The organism is Paenibacillus baimaensis (assembly GCF_025567575.1).
Map to the genome: position 1 here is coordinate 57,049 of NZ_JAOQIO010000011.1, position 26,025 is coordinate 83,073.

Sequence of the window (26,025 nt, forward strand, 5' to 3'; positions counted from 1 at the left end):
CAACCAAACAGGAGGTCTAAATATGTCATTTATACAAAGAAAGCAAATGATCAAGCTTCTAGGAGTCGGGGGGAGCGTCTTGGCACTGGCTATTGGAGGGTGCTCAAATTCACCATCGGACAAGGCATCATCAGGTGGAGCAGCCGCCAAACCAGAAATTACGATTTCCGCATATGAGAATGGAAGTACGCCTCCCGATGAGGGAACGATTGAGAAAAATCGTTGGGTCGACTGGATGTCCCAGAACGGTCCGGCCAAGATCAAAGTGATCTCTATACCGCGGACGGAATCGGTCCAGAAATTCAATACGTTGTTTGCCTCTGGCTCTGCGCCTGACCTCATTCAGGAATTCGACGCGAGCTTTCGCAATCGAATCTATGATCAGAAGCTGATCATGCCTGTTGATGAGCTCATTGAGAAGTACAGTACGACGTATAAGGCACTTTTGCAGAAATACCCTGCGCTGAAAAAAGTGGCTACGATGCCGGACGGGAAGATGTATGGATTTGGCCGAATCAATGGACTCAGGCCGCAAAATGTTCTCATGATCAGAACAGACTGGTTAAATAAGCTGAATCTTCCTGTGCCGCAAACAACTGATGAGCTGCTTCGCGTATTAACAGCATTTCGCGATAATGACCTGGATGGGAACGGCAAAAAGGATACAATTGCTTATGATATGGGCGGTCGTTCTCAGGCGATCCTTGACAGTATGTTCGGGAATGTAGGTTGGACATTAGAGAAAGATCAGCTCGTTCGCAATTGGGACCGGGCCAAGGCAGCAGCCGCATTCAAAAAACAATTGTACGATCAAGGACTTATCGACAAGGATTATTTAACGAAAAAAGGCTCGGGCTATATGGGTCTGGATGCAGAAGGTATCATTGCCGGTAAAATTGGGATGTGGGGAAGCACAAGCGGCAATACTTCGGATTTTGATACGTATAAGGCTTTAAAGAAGGCTGATCCCAAGGCGGAAGTAACCGTTATTGCGCTGCCGGCAAGCGAATTTGGGCAGTTCAGCCCCATATTGGCTAATCCTGTACAAATCACTGGAATGATTAACGCCGAATCCAAAAATGCAGAAGCGGTCATGAAATACGTTGATTTTATGGCGATGAAGGAAACCGGCCAGACAATAAAGTACGGGCTAAAGGGTGAGGACTGGAAGGAAGGCGCCAACGGCTGCCAAGCCTTTATCGACAAGGACAAGACAGCGCCGAAGATTAAATACACGCCATCCTATACAATGCTCTTTTCACCGATTCTTGAAGGCTCCTGCGGCCAAGTACAGTCCAATTTAAACATCAATGATCCCATTGAAAAAGACGGCTATAATCATATTAAACAAGCATATGAGCTATATTTGGACCCTAAGCGTCCAATGCCCGATCTTACGCATCCCGAGCATATGCCAGCCCTACCGGGTGAGCTGCAAATATCGAATAACAACCTGACCAAAACATTAAGCGATATTTGGACGAAGTATATCCTCTCCGGAAACTCCTCCTCCCTGGATAAGGCATTGGACGATGCCAAAAAAGCATGGGAGACCAACAATGGCAAAAAAATCGAGGAATGGTACGCCAAATGGTACCAGGACAATAAAACAAAGGCGTTCCTTACCAAAGACTATTATGAATTTGTACTAAGTTTTAATTAATGAACAACCCATTAAACAAGAACAATAATCAACCCTACGGGTCATCAATCATTCAATATTGGAGGTCAAGCAATGTCGGGAAGACACATGGAGTACAGTCGGGTGGCTGAATCCGGAATCGGTAATCCTCGCAACGATACAGGGAGCATCCTGGAACTAACGGACGGACGCTTGCTTGCCGTCTGGCACAAATACGAGGCGGGCCCTGAAGGTGGCAGCGATTTCGGACTGTGCCACATATACGCCAAATACTCCAAGGATGGTGGCAGGACGTGGGAGAATGAAGCTCTGCTGGTACCCACTGTACCAGGAGACAACAACGTGCAGGCACCGGGTTTATCCCGGCTCACCTCCGGTGAGCTGCTGCTGCACTGCCTCCGTGGACATCAGGGAGGCATCAGCTCGACCTTGTGTGTGTTCCGGTCCGCAGATGAAGGTCTGACATGGACCGAAGGTACGAGTATTTGGGAGAGAAGTGAGGGCCAGTGGCTGCAGGGAGGTGCTAATCAGCTGAATGTGCTGGCATCCGGTCGTTTGCTGCTGCCTTACCATTATGGCACGGGACATCAAGGCAGCCAGCATAATACGGTTAGCTGTTATTTGAGTGATGATGGGGGACAACGGTGGCGGCGGGCAAGTGGTACGGTGGATCTGCCCATGCGGGGCGCCATGGAGGCGTCTGTAGCAGAGCTCAGCTCCGGCAAGCTTATTATGTCGCTGCGAACCCAACTGGGGGCCGTCTTCTTATCATATTCGGACGATCAGGGCGAGACTTGGTCGCTTCCCCAGACCTCGGGCTTGAAAGCACCCGAATCGTGCACCTGCCTGAGAGTCATCCCTGCTACTGGCGATTTGGTCTTGTTCTATAATGATAGCGACTATGACCCGACAAGACATCATTATGGGCTGCGGACTCCTTTATCCGCGGCATGCTCGCAGGACGGAGGAGCCACCTGGCGCAAGGCGGGGAATATCGAAACGGGACCCTATGAATTCATGAATTTGAACTGTACGTTTACGAGGTCGGGTGCAGCACTCTTAACCTACACGAAAGTGGAAGACCCGCAAATCTTAGAGGTGGATAGATCGCTCCCCTTCAAACGGACAGATATGGACCTGTGCCTGGCGGCTATCGACTGGCAATGGTTTTATCGTAGTTAACCTTACCGATACACATAGAAACTGAACATACGATGTGCTGCTACAAGATCCAAGCCGGAGCGGACTCCTTGAAGCGAAAGCATGCATGACAAGGCGAATAAGAGAGATGGCGTGTACACGGCTATCCCTCTTATTCGCCTATTTACTATTTTTCGTTTAGATGAAGCCTGGTGGTCACGGTATAGAGCTTCGCGGATCATAGCAGGAATATATGCATGAATGTCGAATATTCGAGTGAAATGTTGAAAATAGATCAAACGGGACTTTTGCAAAAGCAAATTTCTATAGAGGTAACAAGACGCATTCAGCACAGCGAAATTCATGAACAAGAGGGGGCATCCGACGAATGAAAGCATTGCAGGATAAGATCAGACAGGATGGCATCGTACTGAGCGATCAAGTATTAAAGGTAGATTCGTTTCTGAACCATATGGTCGATCCGCAGCTCATGCTGGAGGTCGGTCAGGAATTTGTAAGGCGATTTGAAGGGGTTACGTTCGACAAGGTACTTACGCTGGAATCGTCCGGTATCGCGCCCGCAGTCATGACTGCCTTGACGCTGCAGGTGCCTTTGGTATTTGCGCGCAAGCATAAATCATTAACACTTAAGGACGATCTTTATGTGGAGACCGTGTACTCCTTTACCAAGCAGGTGCATAATGAAATTACGATTTCCCGTAAATTTTTGGCGCCAGGTGAGCGCATATTGATTATTGATGACTTTTTGGCCTATGGCGAAGCGACCTTTGGAATGGCACGGATCATTGAGTCGGCAGGAGCGACGGTTGCGGGTGTCGGTATCGTGATCGAGAAATCCTTCCAGGACGGTGCCCGCAGGCTGAAGGAAGCCGGATATCGCGTTGAGTCGTTGGCCCGCATTGCTTCGCTCGGTGAACAGAAAGTGACGTTTTTACCTTAAACGTGGTGGATGAATGAGAAATTTAAAAATCAAGCATAAGCTGTTTATATTCATATCGCTCGGGGCACTTCTGACAAGTCTCCTTGGATGGCTGTTTGTTCAGCAGTCGCAAACGTTGTACGAACAGCTTATTTATCGGGAAACGGTCGATAAGTTCCATTTATTTTCGCAGCGGATTGAAGAGAAATTCAAGGAAATTGATAAGTTGTCGCTGTCTGTGATGGCGGATTCCGACGTGCAGCGGTATTTGAAGGTGATCAAGACCGAACCGGATACGTACGAAGCGTTCGATGCGGCCAATAAATTGAAGCAAAAGCTGTTAACCTTCCATTTGTACGATTATTCGGTATCGTCCATTGTGATCATCGACAGAAATTCCAATTCACATAGTGTTGGGGTCAACGTGGATCGTATGAACTATGCGAATATGGATGAAATTCGGGAGCTGGCTTATGCGCAGGAAGGGGCCAGTATATGGGTTGGCGGCAGGCTGCAGGAGGATGCTTTTTTTTCGGTGCGTGATATTAGAGAAATTCCCGAATTGAATTTGCAGTCACTGGGCACCTTGTTCATTCGTATTCAGGCTGACAAGGCCATCTATGGCTCCGCAGCGGAAAAAAGTACAACCTACGATTCCTCGCTGATGATCGTATCGGGTAACGACATTATATATCCCGGCAACACCCAATTGAAGCTGTCTGACCTGCCTATAGATAAATCGAAAGATTACAGCGTCATTACGATCGACAACAATTCTTATCTGGCCGCGCAGTTTACACTCGGTTATACCGGCTGGACCTTTATCCACCTGATTCCGTACGGCTCGATTTTCAAAAATGTCATGATCATGAAAACGGTGCTGCTCGTCTTGTATGCTGTCACCTTGCTGCTGCTGCTGTGGAGTGGTCTGCGATTTTCGAAAAGCATTACGAAGCCGCTTGAAGCTTTGACCCAGAAAATGGTGAATGTGGAAAAGGGGCAGTTTGCCATTGATAAGGCAGAATTTCCGGTAAACCGAGATGAGGTTGGCCTGCTGAACCATAATTTCGATAAAATGACCGAGAAGCTGGATAAGCTGATCAACGAGAACTATATCAAGCAAATTATGCTGAAGGAAGCGGAATACGAAACCTTGAAGGCTCAGGTGAATCCGCATTTTTTGTATAACACGCTGGAATCGATCAATTGGCTGGCCAAAATGAATGGACAACCGGAGATATCCGGTATGGTCAAAGCGCTTGGGGATATGATGAGGGCAGCAGTGAGCAAGAAGGAATTTGTGACGCTGCAGGAAGAAATAGCGAATCTGAATAATTACATCCACATCCAGCAATTTCGCTTTGAGGAGCGATTGGCCTGCCGTATTGAAATTTCGTCGCAGCTGTATGCCCTCTATATACCAAGTCTGATTTTGCAGCCCATCGTTGAAAATTGTATCAAATACGGGATCGAGGCTGCGACGGACCAATGTGATATTACGATTCACGCTGAAAAGCGAGAGCTTCCAGATCGTCTCGTCCTGACGATTCAGGATACGGGACCCGGTATGGATACGGAATATTTGGAAAAGTTAAAGCACAATGAAACGACTGCTGCAGGCACAGGGATAGGCTTGCACAGCATTGACCAGCGTCTCAAAATATTGTTTGGCGACAGCAATGGTGTTGAAATCGAGACCGGACCCGAGCAGGGGACGATCATCTCTATAACCATCCCTTATCTGACCGATATCCCAATCTAATCCTTAATGAGGTGGACGTATGAGTGAATTCACGGTGTATTTAGCAGATGATGAGCGGGTGATCAGAGAAGGCATCGCGATGCTGATCCCTTGGCCGGAATTAGGTCTCAAGTTTATCGGGTCCGCACCAGACGGTATTCAAGCCTATGAGGAAATTATTCGACTGCGGCCGAATCTGGTCATTACCGATATCAAGATGCCCAAGCTGAACGGACTCGAGCTTATTAAGCGTGTGAAGACACAGCTGCCGGATACTCTTTTTATCGTACTGTCGGGGTATGGTGAATTTGAATTTGCAACGCAAGCGATGCAGTACGGTGTTAAGCATTACCTGCTGAAGCCGTGCAATGAACAGGAGATTATTCACGTATTACGTGAGGTAATCCAGGAAATGGAAGATCAGCAAAAGCAGGGCGATCTGCTTGCATCCATGCAGCGGCAGTTAACAGAAGCGATGCCCAAGGTTCGGGAGCAGTTTTTGCGGGATTGCCTGTTGAACCGTACCTATATACAGCAGGAAATGGAGCAGTACAAGCTGCTGCTGCAGCTCGAGCATGAGCAGGTTCGGCTGCTTTTATTTGAGCTGGAAGGCCGCTTTGAATATATCGAGCTGTATACACTGAAGACGATTTCCGAGAAGCAGGGGGCAGTCGGCCAGATTGTGTTGAGCACGATTGTCGGCAACCAGCTGCTGGTGCTGATAGAGGACGGGGAGCTGTCGGCTGCAGTCGCTTTGACAAGCCGTATTCAGCAGGCTTTCCGGCAGATGTATCCATTGAATGTCACATTGGCAATCAGTGATTCAGGACGTATTGAGGACATTGCCAAGCTGTATAAAGAGGTTCAAAAATATGTGAAATATAAGTTTTATCTCGGAGAAAACGGGATTATTACGAGCGAATTCGATATGCACGCGCCACTGTCTTCGATAGAAACGGTAAGCTATGCCTACGATTCTATCGTGCTGGCTGTGAAAATTGGTGAAGCGGACGACGTTCGCAAGGAGCTGCAGGCTTTCTTCGATCATTTGCATGAAGCTCGTGTAGAAATCAATGTAGCGATCAGCTTGTGCATTGAATTGATCACCGTAATTGTCAGAGAGACGTTATTATCACCAATGAACGAGCCATTTAAAAAGATTGTGCCGATCCTAAGCATGTCTACCCTTGATGACATTCACCATTATATTGAAAAGCTCTCTCTGGCCACGGCCAAGGAGCATTTTGAGGCCTACTCGGATAAAAAGCATATGCTGATGACACGGATGACGCAGCTCATTCAGGAGCATTTGGCTAACGAGCAGCTGTCGCTGCAATGGCTGGCCAAAAACTTCTTTTTTATGAATGCCGATTATTTGGGCAAATTATTTCGCAAAGAAATGAAAGATAAATTTTCCCCGTATATTACGAGGCTCAGAATCGAGCGAGCCAAAGCTCTAATTACCGATAAACCGGATATCAAAATGTATGAGGTCGCCGAGCAGTCGGGATTTGGCAGTGACCAGCAATATTTTGGCAATGTGTTCAAAAGACATACGGGACAATCCCCTCTGGAATTCAAAAAAACGCTCAATCGCTAAGCAGCGGACAGAAATATGCTCATCTTTCTTATTCGTCTTCACCTGTATAAACACTGTTTTTCACAAAAAAGTATCCGTTTTTTACATACTTTTTTATACGTAAAGGGAGTAAACTTAATTTAATTCCTACTATCCCCATAAGATTTAGGAGCGAGGAGCAGAACTGACGATGACCAAACCTAATGTATCGGATAGCTTCATCCGCAATGAGCGGGAAGCGGAAATTGCCAAGCGAGCCGACCAACTGGCAGTGAAGCTGGCCGAAAGAGCACCTAAGCATGATGAAGAGGGCTCATTTCCATTTGAAAATTTTGCGGACTTACATCAGGCCGGATATTTGAAGCAGACCGTGCCCAAGCAGTATGGAGGAGACGAAATTTCCTTGTATGAATTGGTGCTGGCCCAGGAACGATTAGCCCGCGGCGATGGTTCAACCGCGTTGGCTGTTGGCTGGCATATGGGTACGATGCTTCAACACCGGAATACCCGCCCTTGGCCAGAAGCGTTATATGAATGGTTTTGCAGGGAGGTCGTAGAAAACGGAGCCATGATCAACCATTTTGCGAGTGAGCGCGCGACTGGCAGCCCAAGCAGAGGCGGAAAGCCCGAAACGACTGCAGTCAAAACTCCAGACGGCTGGCTGATTACTGGCCGGAAAACGTTCAGTACCTTAAGCCCGATCCTGGAATACTTCACCGTATCTGCCAGTATTGCGGACACGGATGAGGTCGGTGAGTTTTTTGTTCGCAAGACTTCAGGGGTCCACATAGAGGAAACATGGAACACGCTTGGCATGAGAGCAACAGGCAGCCATGATCTGATTCTGCAGGATGTGTTCGTCCCTGACGACAAGCTGATCAGCAGATCGGGTTCAATACCGGACAAGAAGCGGATTGACGATGGCAACGGCTGGCTGCTGCACATCCCCGCCTGCTACATAGGCATCGCCCATGCAGCCCGTGATTTTGCGATCCAGTTTGCTCGCAGCTACAGACCGAACAGCTTGCCGGGGCCGATCTCCGAGCTGCCGAATATTCAGCAGCAAATCGGGCAGATCGAAGCGGACCTGATTACGGCGCGTACGCTGCTGTATACGGTAGCTGACCGTTGGGACCGGTATCCGGAAGGACGAATTGCTTTGAAGCGGGATCTGGGATTAGCCAAGTACATCGCAACGAATCATGCTTTGCGAATTGTCGATCAGGCCATGCGGATTGTCGGGGGAACCAGCTTGTCGCGCAGGCTGCCCTTGGAACGAATGTACCGCGATGTTCGTGCTGGTCTGCACAATCCACCGATGGACGATGTCGTATTGCGCAACCTGGCGCAGCGCGCCTTAACCGAAGAACGCTAGAGTCCAAGATGTACCAATAAAAAAAGGGATGTGTATGTATGCGTAAATCGATGAAACTTAAATTCACCTCCACCTTGCTGATCCTGGCAGCTCTTGCGGGCTGCTCGCAGCCAGCAGCAACCAGCACACCGGCGGCTGGCGGTAAAGCCGCAGAACCCGCAGCGGCCAGTACACCTTCAGCAGCCAAGAAAGACCCTGTAACCTTGAGAATTACCTACTGGGCCGGCTCGCAGCTGACGGTTGATAAGACCAATGCGGTAGTGGAGCTGTTCCAAAAAGCCTATCCGCATATCAAGGTCGAGTCCGAATATTACGCAGGTGATGCCTATTGGGATAAGCTGAACGTGCAGGCTGCTTCCAACAGCATGCCGGACGTAGTGCGGATGGATTACTCCAAGATCACGAACTATGTGAATAAAAATTTGCTTCTGCCCTTGGACGACTACATCCAGAAGAAAACGATCAACATGGAAGGTGTTAATCCGATCCATATCGACGGTGCCAAGTTTAACAATAAAGTATACGGAATTAACATCGGAAACAATGCACTGGTATCCTTTTATGATCCAGATGTTTTTGCCAAAGCGGGTGTGACACCACCTACTCCTAACTACACATGGGAGCAGTACGAGAAGGATTTGAGAACGTTCAAGGATAAGCTGGGCATTTACGGCGATACGCATATGAGCCAAACCCATTTTGCCGTATGGCTCAGACAGCAAGGCAAGAAAATGTACAACACCGCCCAGGATGGACTTGGCTATGAAGACGATAAAGTGTTTGTCGATTTCTTCGAGCAGCAGCTTCGTTGGCAGAAGGAGGGTCTGATCTCACCGCTGGGTGTTGAGCTGGAAGTGAGAGGCCTGGAGGATGGTCCATTCCCTAAAGGACAGGCGGCCTACGGCAGCTTGAGCTACTGGAGCAACCACGTCGATATCATGGAAACGCAGCTGAAGAAAAAAGTAGGAATGGCGATGTATCCGGGCTCTGGAGATGGTAAAGGCATGTACATCAAGCCTTCGTTCTTCCATTCCATTGCCAAAAGCTCCAAGCATCCTGAAGAAGCGGCCTTGTTCATTGAATTTTTCACGAACAATATCGATGCTGCCAAATCGTTAAATGCATATTTTGGAATGCCGTATCACCCGGCTGTGCTTGAAGGCATGAAGAGCTCCTTCTCGGATACACAGAAGAGAGTTGCCGAATACCTCGCGACTGTTGAGAAGCATTCAAGCCTGATTGATCCTCCCGATCCGACGGCTGCTGTAGAAGTAGGCAAAGTGTTTAAGAACGTCAGTGACGAAATCTTCTTCGAGAAAACGACGCCTAAGCAAGGTGCGGAGAAATTCAGAAAAGAAGCGAATGCGATTTTGGCGAAAAAGAAATAAACAGATAAGCACAAGCCTGCGATGGTAACCGCAGCATATAGGTAAAGTGAGCAAATGCACGACAACGTGAAGAGATAAGCGCGGTTAGCTTATCTCTTTATGTCTAATGGAAAGTGAGGTGTGTACAAGTTGAAGGTCCTACCCAAAAAACGTTGGTGGAGTTCCGATAACATATCGGGGTATGTGTTTATATCTCCGTGGCTGTTCGGATTTCTTGTGTTCTCACTGCTGCCTATTCTGGCCTCGTTATATCTGGCCTTTACGAAATATGATATTTTGTCCGAACCGGAGTGGGTGGGCTTCGATAATTTTACAGAGATGTTCACCGCAGATCCGAGGTATTGGAAATCAGTCCAGGCAACGCTGATTTTCGTATTTGTCGCTGTACCATTACGTCTGTGCTTCGCATTGGTGATCGCGATGCTGCTGAATACGAAGCTGAAGCTGCTCGGATTTTTCAGAGCCGCCTACTATTTGCCCACCCTGATCGGGGGCAGTGTGGCTGTTGCTGTTATGTGGCGGCAGCTGTTCGGAGCTGCGGGAGCTTTCAATTCGTTCCTGACCGCAGTATTCGGTATTGTGGCCAAAATATCCTGGATCACCCAGCCGTCCACGGCGCTGCTGACCCTGGTACTCTTGTCCGTATGGCAATTCGGATCATCAATGCTTATCTTTCTGGCTGGTCTCAAGCAGGTTCCAGCGGAGCTGTATGAAGCAGCTACGGTGGACGGGGCAGGGGGCTGGCAGAAATTCAAACGCATTACACTGCCGCTCTTGACTCCGGTTATTTTTTTCAATTTGGTGATGGGTGTCATCAACGGTTTCAAGGTATTTACCGAGGGTATGATTGTGACCGGCGGAGGACCGCTCGATACGACGTTATTTTATGCGCTGTATTTGTACGAAAAGTCGTTCCGTTATTATGAAATGGGCTATGGCTCAGCGATGGCGTGGGTGCTGCTGCTGACGATTGGTTTTTTGACGGCGATCCTGTTTGCCAGCTCCAAAAAATGGGTTTATTACGAATCGAAGGGGGACTAAAGGATGGTGGGCCAACAGCGTCAACTACAACGGCTGCGCAGTGTAATCCTGCACCTCTTCGTATTCGGCTTCGCTTTGATCATGATCTATCCGCTGGCGTGGATGCTGTCCAGCTCGCTCAAGGATAATTCGGAAATTTTCATCAATGCGCACCAACTGCTTCCCTCACATTTTAATTTTAATAACTATATCAATGGCTTCAAGGGGTTTGCGGGCACCTCATTTATCGTATTTTTTAAAAACTCGCTGATTATCACCTTGTTTTCCGTGATCGGAACCGTCATTTCCTCAACGATGGTAGCCTACGGCTTCGCCAGAATTCGGTTTCGCGGCTCGCGCTTCTGGTTTGCGTGCATGATGCTGACGATGATGCTGCCGTCCGAGGTATTGACGATTCCCCAATATATCTTTTTTCAAAAAATAGACTGGATTAATACGTTTCTGCCGCTCATTGTGCCGTCCTTTTTTGGTGGGGCGTTCTTTATTTTCCTGATCATTCAATTCCTGCGCGGCATTCCGAAGGAGCTGGACGAATCGGCTACGATCGATGGCTGCGGAAGGTATCGAATCTTTATGCAGATCCTGGTCCCGCTGCTCGTCCCGCCGATCATCACTGTATCCATATTCAAATTTTACTGGACCTGGGACGACTTCTTCAGCCCGCTGCTGTATCTCAATTCACCGAAGCTGGCTACGGTATCGCTCGCTATCAAGAATATGTCCGACCCGACGGCACAAACCGATTGGGGGGCGATGTTCGCGATGTCCGTGTTGTCGCTGCTTCCGATTGTGGCCGTGTTCATTGCCTTTCAAAAGTATATTGTCGAGGGTATCAGTACAACCGGATTAAAAGGCTAAAAAAACAAAGAACTGCACATTCCCGGACGGGTAAGGCAGTTCTTTGTCTATTAAGAGGCAAGACCGAGTACAGTAAGGCCGTATGCGGTCGGTATAATTAAACGGTTGGAATCGTTATGCGGTAGGTATGTGAGATGCAGCCTGATTCGTGAATATGCGGTCCAACGCCAGAAGCCTGCTGCCAGCCAACAACAAGTGAATCGACATCACAAGTAACGCAAGCTCAAATTCAAAGCCACCGGCAAATCCCATAGCATACTTGGCTGAGATAATAGCTGTAATCATAATCACGCTGAAAATCGCTGCAAAAATACGTGTTCCCAAACCAATAATCGCACAAACACCTCCAATAATTTCGAACGCTCCCACAGGATAGGCCAGATAGCCAGGAATGCCCAACTGCTCGAAAAATCCTATCGTGTTGTCGATACCTCCCTGGTACTTCATCAGACCATGGACAAGAAATATAATGCCGACAGTAACTCTGGAAATCAGGATTCCTATTTCTGCTTTGGTATTCATATGAACGCCTCCTTTTATTATTAGCACTATATGATGTAGTGTTACACGTTAAAAAAAATTAAAATAAATTGAAAACAAACAAAATAGAAATCAGTACGATAATCTGCAGCGAGATTAGAGTCGAAGTGATCGGCGGTTTAAAGGAAATCTTCGCTTGTGGGTCGAGAATTTGGTTAATTCTATAGTTTACCGATGTATCGGCAAAGGAGGCATAGGTAAAGGGCATTGTGAACACCGTACCTCTTTTTACCAATTTAAGCAAAGCACTGCCCAGCTCTACAGAAGAACCCAGCTGTTGAATCGCATATTGGTCTGCCACAATCTCTCTGGCAATCTTATAGTGGTGAAGCATCCATTTCAATAGAGGGATATACCAGAATACCGACGCACACAAAGACAGGATCAACGTTTTTAACGGGTCTGCGCTTTGTTGGTGCTGCCTTTCATGATAGATGACAGCTTGGATCTCATTCTTGTCCAGCAGCTGCAATAAACCCGTAGTCATGAAAATTCGCGGCTTTAGATAGCCCATCGTAAATGCCATAGGCTTGGTGCTGGAGACCAGATGAATATCGGCAGCTCCTGGAACGTCAAGCTTATACATCGGTTGAACGGAGCTCAAGTTAGTTTGATCACGAAGCAGCTTGCGATACATGTGTTGAGACAGGAACAACTGCTTGCCGAGCAGCCATACGCACATCGCGAACGTATATAGGACCAGCCCACCAAGAAAATAGCTCGTCTTTAAAAAGCCCAATGATCTGAGCCAGCTGTTGCATAGCTGAAGGATATTAAAGCTGAGTTCTCGTCCGAACAGAAGATGCAGGGCGTACATGCCCATTTGTGTAAGGATAAGGCCAGCAATCAGAAGACACGAAACAAAGATAAGTCGGGATCGGTTTGTCCACATGGTTAGTTGTCCTTTTTGAGCGCCTTAATTTTTTGTTCCAGCTTGGCGATTAAATCTGCATCGACTTCTTCCAGCGCATCCAGCATATGATTGACTACAAGCGGCCCAAACTCCTCGATCAGCTCATGGGTTAATTCCTTGGATTGGTTCTCCAGAAAATGATCTCTGCTTACCATAGGCTGATACAAGCCGGTTCTTCCTTCTGTTCGCTTGGTCAGAAAGCCTTTATCAACCAAACGATTCATAACGGTCATGACGGTATTAAAATTAAGGGGCTTGGTCTGGTCCTGATCCAATTTGGCTTGAACGTCTTTAATGGCTAATTCGGAGCTATCCCACAGTATATTCATGATTTTCGCTTCCAAAGGTCCAAAAAATCGATTTAAACCCCTCTCATGATATTTAAAATTTTGTATCTTCACTTTACAACACCTCACACTACTTATTGTAGTTACCTGAAAACCAACTGTCAACTTCTCTGATCTGCTGTTGTGACAATGCCATCACTACGTGTGATTATGTATGTGACAAGGTTTATCATGGGTATGATTGGGGTATGAGAATGTAAGGAGTTAGAAGCACGGTTATCTGAATTTCAATCCGGCAGGTGAAGGAGAGCTTCCATGGCCAGTTATCAACCTATCATAATCGTTACAGGTGCCAACTCGGGTATGGGCTTGGCCACTACAATTGCACTGGCTAAGCAGGGCTGTAGAGTCATTATGGCATGCAGGAGTCCAGAGCGTGGCGAACGAGCACTGCAGGAGGCGATAAAGCAGAGCGGTTCCCAAGATATCGAGCTGATGCGCTGTGACTTGGCTTCCTTGGATAGTATTCGTCAGTTTGCAGCCACCTTTCTAGCGAAATACACACAGTTGGACGCACTGATCAATAATGCGGGCGTATTTGCCTTAAAGCGGCAGGTGACCGAGGATGGTTTCGAAATGCAGCTCGGTGTGAATCATCTGGGACACTTCCTGCTGACAGAGCTGCTGCTGGATTCACTGATTCGTGCCCGGCAGGGCAGGATCGTGGTTGTGTCCTCAGGTGCTCATAAGGTGGGCTCCATCTACTGGGAGGACCCCTTTTTCACCAAGAGCTACAGCTTCTGGAAAGGCTACGCACAATCGAAGCTGGCTAATATACTGTTTACCCAAGAACTTGCCAGACGGTTGAAGGGAACCCGTGTAACCGTCAATTGCGTACACCCCGGAGCGGTGGGCACGCGCCTTGGCGTTGATCGCAATACGGGCTTTGGCAAATCCGTGCTGGCATTGTTGAGTCTGTTTTTTCTCACACCTGAGGAAGGGATGCAGACCGCGCTGTATTTGGCAACAAGTGAAGATGTGAGAGGAATCTCGGGTGAGTACTTTTATAAGAAGAGAATAGCGCCAGTTTCCGCAAAAGCAAAGGATGCAGAGCTGGCCCGAAAATTATGGATATGGAGCGAGCAGCAGGTTAGCTCATGATTCGTTTCCCGTATTTGTCGTTAATAAGGGGTAGAGGGACAATCTTTCTACCAATCTTGAAGGAGATGCGCCGATGGACAATTCCAAATACGAGAAGCATTATTCGGAGGACGATTTTTGGGGGAAGCTGAAGAAGGCCGCCAAAGACGCGGGACTGAAAGTGGTTTACGCAGGATTACTCCTTTATTATGCACTGCAAAGTCCGAAGACACCGATGAAAGCAAAAATACAAATTTACGGGGCGCTCGGCTATTTGATTTTTCCATTTGATATTATACCAGACATGATTCCGGTTGTTGGGTATTTGGACGATTTGGGTGCGCTCATGCTGGCGGTAGGTGCCGTGGCGATGAGTATCGATAAAGAAGTGAAGCATAAAGCCAGGATCAAGCTGGTTGATTTTTTTGGAGCGGATGCGGCTCGTAATCAGGACATTATTGACGTAGATGCTCATCTGGTAAAGGATGAGGTTAGCGTAAGCCTTTCCAAGGAATAACGACATAATTTCAAACCAAGATCCTGGGATTCAGTGTAAAGCCTGAGTTTCAGGATTTTTGGTGTAGGGACCGATGCAGGCAGCAATATGAGCTCTTTTTTATAACATTAGAATTTATAAGTTTTCAGCAGAGCTGATGGATTCTTATGTTTCAAGAAAACCTACCTTTGAACCGCGGTCGCTCATCTTTGAAAGGCCACGATAGAGGTTTTCTTATAAAAATTTGATTAAGCAAGTACCTTAAATTAACAGTAGGTCTTATGTTACAATAACAGCGTGATAGCAAGTGTAAAGGGGACAACAACGGATGAAATTTCGAGAATTGACAGGCCCATTGGTAGCGATTACATTACCTTTTCTTGTATTCAACTTGTTAAAATTCAATCCTTTGCTTGATGTCCGGTTTGCGGTACCCCGCGGGCATTTTTATATTGTCAGCTCTGTTGCCTTGCTTGCGAGTATTATTGCGATTGCTGTAGGCATCTCGGGGAGTCGCGTGCGCAATATCAAAATCAGCTTTTTGGCGATGGCCTTTATTTCCTTGGCGGAGATTTTTTCCGTTCATGGCTTGTCCACACCCAATATGCTTATTCATATGTCTCATTTGCCCGGAGTGGCCGCACAGGGGAGTGTGCTGCTAGCCTCCTTCTGGTTATGGTTATCTTCGGTTTCATCTGATAATGGTTTCATTGTGCGCTTGTCCAAATGGAGACAATGGTTAGTGCCGGTATGGACGGTTGGCTTGGGCTTGATCGGAGTTGCTGCTCTTTCCTTTTCTCATCTGATAGAGTGGATACCGCTCGACGGGCTTGTCTCCAAGTGGCTGTCGACAGGAGCGGTCATGGTCCTGAATGGAATGACGATGTATCGTTACCATCAATCGTACCGCTATTCCCGTTTCCCGCTTCAGGCTGCGATTGTCTACAGCTGCTGCTGGATGATTAATGCGCAGTTGATTATGGTGTTAGGTGAAACCTGGCTTCTTAGCTGGTGGCTGTATCATTTTCTGTTGTTGGCGTCCATGATGGTCATGCTGTACGGATTATTCAAGCAGTATGCGGCTAATCAATCGATGACCCTGGTGATCCGCTCCTTATTCACTAATGATCCGGTTGAACGTATAACGAGCTGTCTGTCTCCAAGCGTGAAAGAGCTGGTGCTGGCTACGGAGATTAAGGACATGTATACAGCAGGCCATAATTTCAGGGTAACCATGTACGCCTTAAGGCTTGCCGAAGAAATGCTGTTGAAGCCGGAGCAGCTCCGTGCTCTCTCACAGGGAGCGATTGTTCATGATGTCGGCAAGAACACGATTCCTGATGCGATATTGAACAAGCCCGGGCGCCTTACGACGGAGGAACGTATCATTATTGAAACACATCCGGTGAAAGGCTATGAAATGTGCAGGAATCTGGGGTTTATGAAAGAAGAGCTTGATATTATCCGATCTCACCATGAAAAATGGGACGGGACCGGATACCCGGATCGTCTGCAGGGGGAAGAGATTCCCCTATTGGCGAGAATTGTTGCAGTCGCTGATGTGTATGACGCGTTGACCTCAACCCGATCCTACCGGAAGGCTTGGTCGCATGAGGAAGCCATATCCTTTTTGAAGGAGCACAGCGGCAGTCATTTTGATCCGCTATGTGTACAAGCCTGGGTTAATGTAAGCAACAGAGACCCTGAAGTGTACCGATTGCCCTCTAGCCTGACCAGTCCGTTATCGACGAGTGTCCCTTCTAGCCATAAAGGGGCGTTCTGATACCCGGTTCATAAAGCAGGCTTACTCGGTAATGTCTATTCGACACGAAGTCATGATGCCATTCATACGAACGCTAAAGCAATAAAAAAACCTCGAACCGCCTGGCTCGAGGTTTTACTGGTGGAGTTCGACTACCTGCCCACAGATGCAGGCTCTTTGTGGCTGGTTGGCTCGCTTCCGGCTGCTCCCGCTGGGTAAGAGGGCTGTTGGTGAGCTTCGTGAGCCAATCCATATGGCAGGCAAAGTGGAACGCCTGTACGTGGATCAGGGATAATATCCGCTTCGATGCCAAACACCTCACGGAGTACATCGAGGTTCATGACTTCAGCCGGGGTACCGTTGCTGATGACGCGTCCCTTTTGGATGGCAACCATATGGTGGGCGTAGCGAGCCGCGTGGTTGAGATCATGAACGACCATTACAATTGTACGACCTTCTTCGTCGTTCAGCTTCTGCAGCAGCTTAAGTACTTCAAGCTGATGGGCCATATCCAGAAAGGTCGTCGGCTCATCCAAAAACAAAATGTCGGTTCCTTGTGCCAAGGCCATGGCGATCCAGGCACGCTGCCGCTGTCCACCGGATAGCTGGTCTACAGGACGATCATAAAATTCGTTCATCCCTGTCATTTCAATCGCCCAGCGTACGGCTTCCTTATCTTCCTTGGTCAGGGAGCCGAAGCCCTTCTGATGAGGGAAGCGACCATAGGTGACAAGCTCGGATACCGTCAGTCCATCTGGCGCAATCGGGTTTTGCGGCAATATCGCCAGCTGCTTGGCGACCTCCTTCGTAGCTTGACGATGAATCGACTTGCCGTCCAGAAATACGGTTCCCCCTGTTGGTTTCAGCATGCGGGCCATCGCTTTAAGAATCGTTGATTTGCCCGATCCATTCGCACCGACAAGCGCCGTGATTTGTCCCGAAGGGATGCTAATATTTAAATGCTCGACTATGCTAATGTCTCCGTAAGCAATATCTAATTGTTCCGTGTATAAGCGTCCCATCTGTATCCGCTCCTTATGATGATACCGATTCTCATTATCAATAAGATTATATCTAATTCCGAGTACAAATGACAACCCTCAATTTCATCAGATATTCATTTAATTCAACATTATGTACCGTTTAGGCATCTATTTGTCCAAATTGTCGCCTGATACAAGCGTATGAGGTAACCTATATCTCTCAGGCTGGACGGTTGCTAAGCGGAACACGCAAGGAGTATAGTGGAAGAGACAGGCAGCTGCAGCAATTAAGGCGAGGAGCAAGTGGTTATGATACGAATAATGGCTGTTGATCATCAATTTCAAGTGATTCCTCAGGCTGGCTTAAAAGACCTGTCGAGTCCGAATGTAGGCTGGTATTGGGTGGATTTTGACATCCCTACAGATGAAGAGGCACTAATGCTGGATACCCACTTTCATTTTCACCCGTTAGCAATCGAAGACTGCTATCATCTCTTGCAGCGCCCAAAGCTGGATCATTACGAGACCGTCAATTTTCTGGTGCTTCATGCCGTGAACGCGGTGACCTTGGCTGCGGAAGAGGTCGATATATTCTGGGGCGATAACTTCATTGTTACGTTCCACCTGTCGCCATCATGGGAAATCGACGAGGCTTGGAGCCGGGTCGAGCAGCAGGAGGCCATCCGTCTTAAGGGGCATGCTTATGCGGCCTATCTGGTGATGGACAATATGGTCGACGAATATTTTCCCTCCGTATATCAAATTGAGGACCAGCTTAATGAAATCGAAATCAAAGGCAGAAGCGCCACTAATCATCTGCTAATGAACGAAATATTTGAAATCCGAACGAAGCTGTTGAAGCTGCGCCGAACGATCGTACCGATGCGGGATCTACTGTATCGGATGGTCAGCTCGGATAAAATAGACGGGATCAAGGAGCAACTGATTTATTTTACGGATATTTATGATCATCTATTGAAGCTGTCGGAAATTATTGAGGCGACCCGTGACATGACCGCTGATATGCGGGACAGTTATGTATCGCTGAATTCAACCAGGATGAACACGATTATGAAAACCTTAACGGTCATCACGACGATTTTTATGCCTTTGACCTTTATTGCTGGCATATACGGGATGAATTTTGCTTATATGCCTGAATTAACGTGGCACTGGGGTTATTTTATGATTCTGCTTGTGATGTTCGGAATTGGGTTTGCCATGTTTCTATGGTTTTATCGCAAGGGCTGGTTCAAATAGCTTTAATCCAGTTCACTAACAGGAGGACTTCTATCGATGTCATTCGTGTTCCATGCCGGGGAATATCCGGAGGCTCCAGGGTGTTATTTGATGAAAAATGCCGCTGGCCGGATCATTTATGTCGGCAAATCGAAAAACCTGCGCAGCCGTCTGCGTTCCTACTTTCAACAGCGCAAGCATCACAAGAAGATTGTGCAGCTCGTTCAGGAAATTGCCGCGATTGAAGTGGTGCTGGTCAACAATGAGCCGGAAAGCCTGCTGCTGGAAAATAATTTAATCAAAATTCATAAGCCCTACTACAACAGGGCGCTTAAAAAAGATAACAGCGGCTACGCGTACCTGCAGCTGACAGCAGAGCCTGTTCCGCGATTGGACGTCTTTTACCGAAACCGCAAGTCAACCCCGGATCATATGGATACACCTCAGCGTTATCCACTGCATTCAAGGAAACAGCAGAAGCGTATGGTCTCCCTATCCGCTGGATCAACTGCACGTGAACTGCCACATCTACCCACAGTAATGAAACAGGCTGCCGGTCCGTCAGCAGTATCCCTGAATCAGCAGCGCTTTGGTCCTTATCCGAGCTCCCGCTTTCGGAATGCTGTGCTGGAATTTGTCACCGATCATTTTCGTCTGCGTACTTGTCGGACTTTGCCAAAGCGAGCGTGTCTGCTGTACCATATTGGCAAATGCAGCGGTGTTTGCGAAGGCTGGATCTCCGAGGAAGCCTACCGCGATACGGCATCCCAGGCAGCAGAGCTGCTTGTTAACAACGGGGAGGCGCTGATAGCGGCGATGTACAGCAAAATGGGCGATTATGCCGAGCGTCTTGAATTTGAAAAGGCAGAGAACATGCTTCGCCATATTCGTATTCTCGAAAGACTGCCCGTCAAGCAAATTGTCGACCGCGAGGTGATCGTCAATCAGGATGTGCTTTACTTCGGAGAGGGCCAGGTAATGATCGCCAAGGTGCAGGAAGGGATGCTGCGCGATTTTTATATGCAGGAGCTGACCGGGGCTGATCAGGAAACGGGCGCGGCTTGTGACAGCTTTCTGATCTCGCATTATCGTACCGAACGGCCGGACGAGCTTATCGTGAACCGGGTTGTCGATCCCCGCAAGGTACGTGCGTCGCTGCGGGCAGCAGGGAGCAAGCCTTTGCTCATCACCCAGCCGAAGCACGGATTGAAATACGATCTGCTCAAGTTGTGTAAGGACAATTACGAGTATCGGATGCAGCGGGATCAATATCATTCTTAAGATCGAATTGTAAAAGTTCATAAGGTTAAGTGCATTCTGCTGCAATCATCTACTATATACGAATTGAGGGGCTGCCAGTAGCAGCTCCTTTTTGCTGTCGGATGAAGGGGTTACCTTACCTCTGAATTGCAGATATCATAACGCAAACCTGGTGGGAATTGGGTAATACTATGCATGAGGCTACAACAGGTCAAGGCGTATCGATCAAATAGGAGAGGATGATATCGATGAAGAAATTGTTGATTACCGGAGCAAACGGCAAGTTGGGGGAGAGTCTGCTGCAAGGACTAAGGGAGCAAGGGAAATATGACATCGTGGCTGCAGATTTGCAGCCTGACCCTGATCAAGGGATCGTGAAGCTTGACGTCACCGATGCCAACAGGCTTCAGGAGCTGATGCAGGGAGTAGACGTCGTGCTGCATTTTGCCTGGGCTCAGGATGAGGAAGACTTTCTTGGCAAGGTGCTGCCAATCAATGTGACGGGTGCCTATCATGTATATGAAGCGGCGCGTGCCCATGGTGTGAAGCGGGTGATCTTTGCAAGCTCGAACCATGCAACCGGATTCTACAAGGTAGGTGAAACGGTAGAGCCTGATGAGCCTTATCGGCCCGACAGCTTTTATGGACTAAGTAAATGTTATATTGAATTGCTGGGGCGGTTCTATGCGGACAAATACGGTATTTCCTCATTTAATATACGAATTGGCAATTTTCCGGGTGACGACAGGCCGCACTCCGCGCGCTCGGCACACATCTGGATATCGAGCCGGGATATGGTTCAACTGGCCGCCTGCTGCATTGAAGCCGACAGCTCGATCGATTTTCTCAGTCTGTACGGAACTTCTGACAATAGCGATAATTATTACGATATCGGGTATTTGGAGAAGTTGATCGGTTATAAGCCGCAGGATGATGCCAGCGAGCTGCTTGCTGAGTCACGGCACAGCCATGAGACAATCGCCCAGGATGAGACCGCTTTTCAAGGTGGAGGTTTTGTGGAGAAGGAACAGCCTGCTAAATCATAGGAGCAGCTGTTTGAGCTCACCCTCAAAAATAGCCATCAAAAAAAGGAACGTATCAGGCTGTACTCAGCTCGATACGTTCCTTTAAGTATTGTTATGCTATGCATGGATAAGAACAAAATTAACTTATACGTTAATGATGTATTGGTTAAGAACGGAGCGAAGCAGCTCGACACGACCGGATTTGTTCGTGATCGGGTTATTTTGCAAGGCATAAGCTTCCAGCGTATGGAAGTTTGCTTTACCGGATACGATATCGGCGCCTATGCCATTTGTGAAGGAAGCGTAACGCTCTTCAATGACATTTTCGAAAGCACGATCTTCGATCAGCTTGGCAGCTACCTGCAGCCCACGCGCGAATGCGTCCATACCGTTGATGTGCGCGTACACGACATCGATAGGCTCGAATGAGGTACGACGTACCTTGGCGTCAAAGTTGACACCACCGCGGCCGATGCCACCTTCGTTTTGCAAAATTTCATACATGGCCAGTGTCGAAGCGTAGAGATCTGTCGGGAATTCGTCCGTATCCCAGCCCAGCAGCAGGTCGCCTTGGTTAGCGTCTATTGAGCCCAGAGCACCATTAATACGGGCAACGCGCAGCTCGTGCTCGAAGGTGTGTCCTGCCAGTGTAGCATGGTTAGCTTCCAGGTTCAGCTTGAAATGCTTCGCCAGGTCATATTTTTGCAGGAATTGCAGCGTGGTTGCCGCGTCAAAATCATACTGGTGCTTGGATGGCTCCTTCGGTTTTGGTTCGATCAGGAACTGAGCATCAAAGCCGATTTCCTTCGCGTAATCAACAGCCAATTGCAGGAAGCGCGCCAGATTATCGAGCTCCAGACCAAGGTCCGTGTTCAACAATGACTCATAGCCCTCACGGCCGCCCCAGAATACGTAGTTTTCCGCGCCCAGCTCTTTACCGTGATCCAAGGCTTTCTTCACTTGTGCAGCAGCATAAGCAAATACATCAGCGTTGGAAGTTGTTGCAGCGCCGTGCACGAAGCGTGGATTGGTGAACATGTTGGCTGTATTCCACAGCAGCTTTTTGCCGCTGGATTGCATGTGTTGTTTAATCAAAGCGACGATTTCATCCAGATTGCGATTTGTTTCCTGCAGGGTGTCGCCTTCCGGTGCGATATCACGGTCATGGAAGCAGAAATAATCGACATCAAGAATGTTCAACAGCTCGAAGCAAGCTTCAACGCGTGCCTTGGCCAGCTCCATACCGGATAATTCGTTCCAGCCGCGAAGTGCAGTACCTGCACCAAAAGGATCGGAGCCATTGCCTGTAAAGGAGTGCCAGTAAGCCACACCAAAGCGCAGGTGCTCACGCATTGTTTTACCCAAAATAACTTCTTCAGGGTTGTAAAATTTAAATGCAAGCGGATTTGTCGAGGATTTCCCTTCAAACTTCACAGTACCTACATGATCAAAATAGCCCATTGTTTTTACCTCCAGATATGAATTGATAAGGAACGGCAGCAGCGTACAAATACACAGAAACACATAGATGGATATCAACCTGAATACCCGTCAAGAGTATGGCTCTGTGCAAGAACGCTTTCAAAACCATCATAGCATTCTCCACATAGTTTGTAAATCCATTAAACAAACTTAGTGTGTGCACATCGTTTACTTTCATGCTAAAATAATGCCAAACCATCCAGATGGGGGCTATCATGAAACAAACCGGAGATTTGAACCTGGTCAAAAAGATTAACAAGTCTATCGTACTTCACTATATACGCAACTATTCACCTATATCACGAGCACGAATCGCTGAACAAACGGGACTTACGAAAGCGACGGTTTCCAGTCTGGTCAACGAGCTGCTGGAAAGCAGTCTTGCCAATGAAATCGGTACGGGCGAATCGAGCGGCGGACGTAAGCCGATGATGCTGCTCTTTAATCGTACAGCCGGTTATGCGCTCGGCATCGACCTGGGTGTGAATTATATACGTGCTGTGCTAACTGATCTGGAGGGCACGATTGTAGAGCAATATAAGGTGCAGCATGATAACACAGTGTTGGAGCTGGCTTTGGTTGAGCTGAAAGCTTGCATCCGCGAGATGATTCGGCGTGTTCCACAGAGTGTCTATGGTATCGTCGGCATAGGTATTGGAATCCCGGGAATCAGTAACGGGCAGGGTGATGTATTATTTGCGCCTAATCTGGGCTGGACCGATGTCCCCCTGCAGCGTATCATCGAAGAGGAATTTGGCATAGCCGTCGTGATCGATAACGAAGCTAATGCGGGAGCGGTCGGAGAAAAGGAATTTGGAGCAGGCCGTGATGCAGCCGATCTTGTATACATTAGCGTCGGTATAGGAATTGGCGCCGGTATTATTATCAAAGGTGAGCTGTTTCGAGGCTCTTCCGGATTTTCCGGAGAGATCGGGCATATGTCGATCCAGCACGATGGCAAGCCATGCCGCTGCGGGAACGCGGGCTGTTGGGAAATGTATGCATCGGAAAATGCATTATATGAAGCAGCGAGACATGTATTGAATACTCCATCAATCGATATGGAAACTTTGCTGTCGCTTGCGGAAAAGGGTGAGTCTTCCGTCATCAAGCTGTTTGAACGGGTAGGTCACTTTCTCGGTGTAGGCGTGGTGAACATTATTAACGGATTTAACCCTGAGCTGATTATTATCGGGGGGCGCCTCGCAGAGGCGGGCCAGTGGCTGCGTCCGACCATGCTGCAATCACTGGAAGGGCGTTCGCTGCCTTATCCGCGTGAACGGCTGCAGATCGAATTTTCCCAGCTTGGGAGCAGGTCGGCGGTGCTCGGGGCGTGCTCATTTGCGATTAGCAAGTTTTTTGCATCGACGAAAGTATCGGTGGAGTAACAGGATAAGAGTTCAACCCCAGCTCATCTTTATTTGAATGGGGTTGGAAGGGCTGGAGTAGCGGGCGGAAAAGGGTAGGGTAGTGGACGTTTGCCATAAATCGCTTCCGAGGGCAGCTTGTCCAAGGTAATGACATAAGGATGGTTGTATACCATACGCAGGTGATAATCGGAATTGATTTTACCATCCATCAAAAATTTTTCGTGCCACGTATTAAAGTACATCCATCCGACCTTGTTTCTTTTGAGCTGACGAGGGTCTGGAATCGGTCCATTTTCCGTATAAGCAACGAGTTTTTTCCCATCTCCCATTGCGACGACAGTATCATACACACTCATCAGAGTGCTGTAATCCCCAGCTTTAATGTAACGATCGATTCCTAAAATATCCACGTATTTATTTCCCGGATACCAGTCCTTGGAATATTTGGTGTCAGACGTCGTCCAGACCCAGATGAGATTATTAAGCCCATGAAACGTAGTAAACCGTTCAAACATGATAGCATAGAGCTGTTTGGCTATTTCGGGTCCTTTTGAACCCCACCAGAACCAACCGCCTTCAGCTTCATGCAGCGGACGCCACAAGATCGGGATTTTGGCATCTTTAAAGCGTTTTAAGGTTTGCGCCATTTGATCCAGGTCCTTCAGCAACGCATTATGCTCAGGAGTGCCGGGCTGAACGGCTTTGGCGGCATCAAAGCTTGTGTTGGAGGTCATAAATTCGCGTTCATTCATCGGGGCAGACCAGTGCCACTCCACGGAAACGAGGCCACCGTATTTGGCCCATTCTATCGCATTGTCCCCAAAATCGGTAGCTGTAAAACCTGCGACCGCAGGCAGCTTGCCTGTTTGCTTATAGATGTAGTTGGCTTCATTCGATGAGCTGCGCTGCTGCCCGGCAAGAATACTTTTTCCATATTGAGAAGTCAAATAATTCATTAAGGCTTGAGCTTCAATCGATGGCTGAGGGCTAACCAGCTTGTTCGATACAGGGGCAATGGCAGGGCGTTCCTGCAAGGGACCGATACGGATATAATCGACATCAAAGTAGCCCCAATACGTAGTGATTTCCACGATATTGTCACCCTCATCGAGATAAATCTGACCAAACTCGATATCTGTAAATACCTCGGATTGGGGAAACATTTTTTCACCGGCAGTGCTGCCGTTGATTTCAATATTGTTGGTTTTATCACCACTTGGAGCAGCATATCGGATATCCAGAGGGTAGAAGCCTTCTTGATCAACATGTATGGTAAATTGCAGAGAATCGCCTGCGACTTCAAAGCCGGTTACGTAGCCGCTGCCTGAATAATCAGGTAGCTCCTGGGAAACGATAGTTCCAATCCGTAACGCATCCTCTGCTTCGTATACCGTATAGGAGGCAGGATCTTCGAACTCGGCGTATGCTGTACTCCAGGCTATACATAGTAAAATAAGGGTGATCCCCCCGAACTTACGTAGCGAAGTCAATGTAAAAACGTGCATGGTCCGTCTCTCCTGTTCGTAAAGTCTCTTAATGGAAGTGGTTTGGGATGAGGAGACATCGGCTGTAGTGAGCTTGTCCATATTTTCCCTTAGTTTACTTGGAAATAGTCAGTAAATCAATTAAATCAGGCGATTTTCGACAGGCGCCAATCACGTTTGAAAAATTACATATATTTCATAAAGCGCTTGCTTTTTAAATCGGGTCATGATATTATAAAAACATTGAAATAGATGGAACCTTAATTCAGATATTGTAAAGGGTTTTCATTTCTATAATGGAACTTTTCACAATGTGTGAATTTTTATTTTTTTAAAGAAA

Annotated in this window: 23 protein-coding genes; 17 read left to right on the plus strand and 6 right to left on the minus strand. The window is 47.8% G+C overall.

Annotated elements, in window-relative coordinates; all coding sequences use genetic code 11:
* The first annotated feature begins 22 nt into the window (after positions 1–22).
* The 10 genes from OB236_RS05745 to OB236_RS05790 all read left to right on the plus strand — a co-directional run bounded on the left by OB236_RS05745 (position 23) and on the right by OB236_RS05790 (position 11,704).
* Complete coding sequence (locus OB236_RS05745) at positions 23–1,663, plus strand: extracellular solute-binding protein (protein WP_262683159.1); 1,641 nt, start codon at positions 23–25, stop codon at positions 1,661–1,663.
* A 72-nt stretch (positions 1,664–1,735) separates the two neighbouring features.
* Positions 1,736–2,824 (plus strand): sialidase family protein, encoded by a 1,089-nt coding sequence (locus OB236_RS05750; RefSeq protein WP_262683160.1) that lies wholly within the window; start codon positions 1,736–1,738, stop codon positions 2,822–2,824.
* A 215-nt stretch (positions 2,825–3,039) separates the two neighbouring features.
* On the plus strand, positions 3,040–3,174 hold the full coding sequence (locus OB236_RS05755) for a hypothetical protein (RefSeq protein WP_262683161.1): 135 nt from the start codon (positions 3,040–3,042) through the stop codon (positions 3,172–3,174).
* Positions 3,171–3,743: a xanthine phosphoribosyltransferase gene (locus OB236_RS05760; RefSeq protein WP_262683162.1), complete on the plus strand. Its 573-nt coding sequence runs from the start codon at positions 3,171–3,173 to the stop codon at positions 3,741–3,743. Before OB236_RS05755 ends, OB236_RS05760 begins: the two co-directional genes overlap by 4 nt.
* A 13-nt stretch (positions 3,744–3,756) precedes the next feature.
* Positions 3,757–5,484, plus strand: a complete 1,728-nt coding sequence (locus OB236_RS05765) for a sensor histidine kinase (RefSeq protein ID WP_262683163.1) — start codon at positions 3,757–3,759, stop codon at positions 5,482–5,484.
* A 19-nt stretch (positions 5,485–5,503) separates the two neighbouring features.
* Entirely contained in the window at positions 5,504–7,063 is a 1,560-nt protein-coding gene (locus OB236_RS05770; RefSeq protein WP_262683164.1) for a response regulator, read from the plus strand.
* 169 nt (positions 7,064–7,232) lie between these two features.
* Positions 7,233–8,417 (plus strand): acyl-CoA dehydrogenase family protein, encoded by a 1,185-nt coding sequence (locus OB236_RS05775; RefSeq protein ID WP_262683165.1) that lies wholly within the window; start codon positions 7,233–7,235, stop codon positions 8,415–8,417.
* A gap of 38 nt (positions 8,418–8,455) precedes the next feature.
* On the plus strand, positions 8,456–9,805 hold the full coding sequence (locus OB236_RS05780; RefSeq protein ID WP_262683166.1) for an ABC transporter substrate-binding protein: 1,350 nt from the start codon (positions 8,456–8,458) through the stop codon (positions 9,803–9,805).
* A gap of 120 nt (positions 9,806–9,925) precedes the next feature.
* Complete coding sequence (locus OB236_RS05785) at positions 9,926–10,846, plus strand: carbohydrate ABC transporter permease (RefSeq protein ID WP_076230427.1); 921 nt, start codon at positions 9,926–9,928, stop codon at positions 10,844–10,846.
* Positions 10,847–10,849: 3 nt separating this feature from the next.
* The gene (locus OB236_RS05790) at positions 10,850–11,704 is read left to right on the plus strand and encodes a carbohydrate ABC transporter permease (RefSeq protein ID WP_262683167.1); all 855 of its coding nucleotides are present in this window, start codon (positions 10,850–10,852) and stop codon (positions 11,702–11,704) included.
* A gap of 114 nt (positions 11,705–11,818) precedes the next feature.
* Here OB236_RS05790 and OB236_RS05795 read toward each other — a convergent pair whose 3' ends face one another.
* The 3 genes from OB236_RS05795 to OB236_RS05805 are packed head-to-tail and all read right to left on the minus strand — an operon-like array spanning position 11,819 to position 13,558.
* On the minus strand, positions 11,819–12,226 hold the full coding sequence (locus tag OB236_RS05795; protein ID WP_262683168.1) for a DoxX family protein: 408 nt from the start codon (positions 12,224–12,226) through the stop codon (positions 11,819–11,821).
* Between the two features lie 58 nt (positions 12,227–12,284).
* Positions 12,285–13,136: a M56 family metallopeptidase gene (locus OB236_RS05800; protein WP_262683169.1), complete on the minus strand. Its 852-nt coding sequence runs from the start codon at positions 13,134–13,136 to the stop codon at positions 12,285–12,287.
* A 2-nt stretch (positions 13,137–13,138) separates the two neighbouring features.
* Positions 13,139–13,558, minus strand: coding sequence for a BlaI/MecI/CopY family transcriptional regulator (locus tag OB236_RS05805; RefSeq protein WP_076230423.1), 420 nt, complete (start codon positions 13,556–13,558; stop codon positions 13,139–13,141).
* Positions 13,559–13,759: 201 nt separating this feature from the next.
* Here OB236_RS05805 and OB236_RS05810 point away from each other — a divergent pair, with 201 nt between their 5' ends.
* The 3 genes from OB236_RS05810 to OB236_RS05820 all read left to right on the plus strand — a co-directional run bounded on the left by OB236_RS05810 (position 13,760) and on the right by OB236_RS05820 (position 16,863).
* The gene (locus OB236_RS05810; RefSeq protein ID WP_262683170.1) at positions 13,760–14,605 is read left to right on the plus strand and encodes an SDR family oxidoreductase; all 846 of its coding nucleotides are present in this window, start codon (positions 13,760–13,762) and stop codon (positions 14,603–14,605) included.
* 73 nt (positions 14,606–14,678) lie between these two features.
* Positions 14,679–15,101, plus strand: coding sequence for a YkvA family protein (locus OB236_RS05815; RefSeq protein ID WP_262683171.1), 423 nt, complete (start codon positions 14,679–14,681; stop codon positions 15,099–15,101).
* Positions 15,102–15,408: 307 nt separating this feature from the next.
* Positions 15,409–16,863, plus strand: coding sequence for an HD-GYP domain-containing protein (locus tag OB236_RS05820; protein ID WP_262683172.1), 1,455 nt, complete (start codon positions 15,409–15,411; stop codon positions 16,861–16,863).
* Between the two features lie 131 nt (positions 16,864–16,994).
* On the opposite strand, the gene OB236_RS05825 is transcribed toward OB236_RS05820, so the two are convergent.
* Complete coding sequence (locus tag OB236_RS05825) at positions 16,995–17,864, minus strand: ABC transporter ATP-binding protein (RefSeq protein WP_076230420.1); 870 nt, start codon at positions 17,862–17,864, stop codon at positions 16,995–16,997.
* A gap of 270 nt (positions 17,865–18,134) precedes the next feature.
* Between OB236_RS05825 and corA the strand changes: the two genes are divergently transcribed.
* From corA to OB236_RS05840, 3 genes are all read left to right on the plus strand, one after another.
* Complete coding sequence (corA, locus tag OB236_RS05830; protein ID WP_076230419.1) at positions 18,135–19,085, plus strand: magnesium/cobalt transporter CorA; 951 nt, start codon at positions 18,135–18,137, stop codon at positions 19,083–19,085.
* A 36-nt stretch (positions 19,086–19,121) separates the two neighbouring features.
* On the plus strand, positions 19,122–20,345 hold the full coding sequence (locus OB236_RS05835) for a GIY-YIG nuclease family protein (RefSeq protein WP_262683173.1): 1,224 nt from the start codon (positions 19,122–19,124) through the stop codon (positions 20,343–20,345).
* Positions 20,346–20,563: 218 nt separating this feature from the next.
* Entirely contained in the window at positions 20,564–21,370 is an 807-nt protein-coding gene (locus OB236_RS05840) for an NAD-dependent epimerase/dehydratase family protein (RefSeq protein WP_262683174.1), read from the plus strand.
* A 123-nt stretch (positions 21,371–21,493) separates the two neighbouring features.
* Here OB236_RS05840 and xylA read toward each other — a convergent pair whose 3' ends face one another.
* Positions 21,494–22,810, minus strand: coding sequence for a xylose isomerase (gene xylA, locus OB236_RS05845; RefSeq protein WP_262683175.1), 1,317 nt, complete (start codon positions 22,808–22,810; stop codon positions 21,494–21,496).
* 236 nt (positions 22,811–23,046) lie between these two features.
* On the opposite strand from xylA, the gene OB236_RS05850 reads away from it, so the two are divergent.
* Positions 23,047–24,219, plus strand: a complete 1,173-nt coding sequence (locus OB236_RS05850) for an ROK family transcriptional regulator (RefSeq protein ID WP_076230415.1) — start codon at positions 23,047–23,049, stop codon at positions 24,217–24,219.
* Positions 24,220–24,248: 29 nt separating this feature from the next.
* Here OB236_RS05850 and OB236_RS05855 read toward each other — a convergent pair whose 3' ends face one another.
* The gene (locus OB236_RS05855; protein ID WP_262683176.1) at positions 24,249–25,706 is read right to left on the minus strand and encodes a glycosyl hydrolase; all 1,458 of its coding nucleotides are present in this window, start codon (positions 25,704–25,706) and stop codon (positions 24,249–24,251) included.
* Between the last annotated feature and the right edge of the window lie 319 nt (positions 25,707–26,025).